This is a genomic window from Lyngbya sp. CCAP 1446/10 (genome assembly GCF_026130175.1).
GTDB lineage: Bacteria > Cyanobacteriota > Cyanobacteriia > Cyanobacteriales > Microcoleaceae > Microcoleus.
In genome coordinates this window covers 1-1,369 of sequence record NZ_JAIGNI010000134.1, presented here as the reverse complement: position 1 = coordinate 1,369, position 1,369 = coordinate 1, and the positions used below count along the sequence as shown (strand labels likewise).

The window sequence follows — 1,369 nt, the reverse complement described above, 5'->3', positions numbered from 1 at the left end:
AATTAGTTCCTCTTTTCTCTTAAAAGTCATTACAAAGTGTGTTTGTAGCTTCTAACAATGGTGAATTTATCTTAAAATATACTCATCACTGATGAACAGTGTTCAATAAGATGCGTTCCCCCTGGTTGAGACAGTAGCACCAGAAATTAGCAGTTTTTTTTTAACTCAGCAGGAGGAACTGCTTCGGGGAGAAAAAGAACCATAAAGACTTGCGTAGGAGAAATAACTCTATCGAGTAAGCAAGCCCAAAAGCTGGGAGTAAATAAGGGGAGTCGTTTGAGTCCTTACCTGGAAAAATGTTGTTTATTATTAGTGGGAAATGAATCATTTGCCAATGCTGAGAAAGACTTAAAAATGTTAACAGGAATTTATGTGCCTCACAGTACACAACATCGGCTATTAGAGCGTTATAAATTTCCTGAAGCTGAAGCGGTAGTGCCCTGAAGGAAAGGATCGGATAACAAAACCGCATTCAAATTAAAACAGGCATCTAAAGTTGTAAATTAGCATTATAATGATGCACAAAGCGCCAAATAGCAGCAATATGATTTTCTAATTTTTTAGAGAAGGCTAAGCTTGTTCTTACCAGTCGAGATACTCGTTGTCGAATAGTACAGTTGAAGCGCTCGATATAGCTAGTAAAACCACTATCTTTATCTACACGGCGCGATGACGCTTACTGGGCAATACAGAATCATAAGCACTCCAATGATCGGTATAAATTACTGCACATTGACGGTATACTGGTGGCATTGAATTCCATAAAGCTTGAGCCGATACTGCGCTACGATCTCCAATATGTACACCAACAATTTCCCTAGTCTGTGCATCCAATGCCAGCCAGACCCACTGCTGATTTCCTTTACTATCAACGAATGACCATAACTCATCCATCTGAACACTCAAGCGCTTTTTTTCCTTGGGAGTCCGCGACACTTGCTTCTTAACAGTCGCCGCTTGGCTATTAACGTATCGCTGCACTGTATCTTCTGACACTTGTAGTACCCGAGCAATTCCCGCCTGAGAAATACGTTCAAGTAGCATCCGTGACATTAATTCCTTTTGTTCTTTTGTAATAGGTTTCCATCCCGGATTTAAAACAAATTGACGACCACATTCTCGGCATTTATAATTTTGTTTGTGATGCCTAGTCTTACCGTTCCGACTAACTTCTTTTGAGCCACAATTAGGGCAAGAATTAATTTCTAATGTCATATCACTCTATGGCAAACATTTCTCTAATTAGGGCTTGCTGAAAAAGTCAGAAAACGGCATTTAGAAAGATGAGTGAATTTGCGTTCACCTTGATCAGATAAATTTTGCTCATATTGTTTGGAAGAAATATAATTTTTGCTGATTGTTAAAAGCC

At 39.0% G+C, this 1,369-nt stretch carries 1 protein-coding gene; it reads right to left on the bottom strand.

Translation table 11 applies throughout. The features are described from left to right. Positions 1-490: 490 nt before the first annotated feature. Positions 491-1,215 (bottom strand): IS1 family transposase gene (locus K4039_RS26620; RefSeq protein ID WP_265239507.1). Its coding sequence is split into 2 segments (ribosomal slippage): positions 491-661 and positions 664-1,215, totalling 723 coding nucleotides; the frame shifts between segments, so codons are not numbered across the junction. Positions 1,216-1,369 lie beyond the last annotated feature (154 nt).